This window comes from Streptomyces sp. A012304, assembly GCF_026008495.1.
Lineage (GTDB): Bacteria > Actinomycetota > Actinomycetes > Streptomycetales > Streptomycetaceae > Streptomyces.
Genome location: NZ_BQUN01000191.1, coordinates 1 through 1,098 on the forward strand (window position 1 = coordinate 1; position 1,098 = coordinate 1,098).

General features: G+C 69.2%; 1 pseudogene. It reads left to right on the forward strand.

Annotation, left to right across the window (positions count from 1 at the left end):
• A pseudogene (locus ALMP_RS39550) lies at window positions 1–1,098 on the forward strand (Rhs family-like protein); the annotation flags it as partial.

Here is a 1,098-nt window from a genome sequence, read left to right on the forward strand (position 1 = left end):
AGTACCAGGGCCAGCTCCTGGAACAGATCACCTACGAGTCCGACGGCGGAGCCATCGACTCGGCGACGGTGACCACCCCCTGGGCGGTGAGGACGGCCACCCGCACACGGGCCGGCACCACCGCGCTGGAGGCGTGGATGGCCCGCCCGGAGACCGTCCGCACCCGCGAGCGGGTCAAGGGCGACACCTGGCGCACCTCCACCGAGACCACCAAGTACGACAGCTACGGCCTGCCGTACCAGGTCGAGGAGAAGACGCCCAGCGGCAAGCTGCGCTGCTCCACGGTCAGTTACGCCCGCAACACCTCCGCGTACCTGATCGAGCTGGAGTCCCGCGAGAAGACCACGCTCGGCGCCTGCGGCACCACCGGCGGCGAGGTCGTCGAGGACACCCGCACGCTCTACGACAACCTGGCCTTCGGCGCGGCCCCCACCAAGGGCCTGCCCACCGAGGTCCAGGAGCTCAACGGCACCGGCGACGGCTACATCACCATCGACAAGACCGAGTACGACATCCACGGCCGCGAGGTAGCGACCTGGGACGCGGACAACCGCAAGACGTGGATGGAGTACACGCCGGCCACCGTCGCGCGGCCGACCAAGCAGGTCTCGCACGACCCGCTCGGCCACACGGAGACCACGGAGTTCGACGACGTCCGCGGTCTGCCGAAGAAGGAGACCGACGCCAACGGCAAGTCGGCGACGATGGAGTACGACCCGCTGGGCCGGCTCCTGAAGGTCTGGGAGATCGACCGCGACCCGGCGACCCAGACCCCGTCCGCCACGTACGACTACACCGTCCGCCGCGACGGCCCGACGATCGTCACCTCGCGGACGCTGAAGGACAACGGCAAGTACGCCGTGTCCTACGAGATCCTCGACGGCCTGCTGCGCGAGCGGCAGACCCAGGACGAGGCGGTCGGCGCGGGCCGGATCGTCAACGACTCCTTCTACGACAGTATCGGCCGCAAGTGGAAGGAGAACGACGGCTACTACAACGACAAGGAGCCCGAGGCGAAGCTCCTCCCGGTCGGCGACCAGGACGTCCCGTCCCAGACCCGCACCACCTTCGACGGCCTGGGCCAGCCCACCGCGGAGA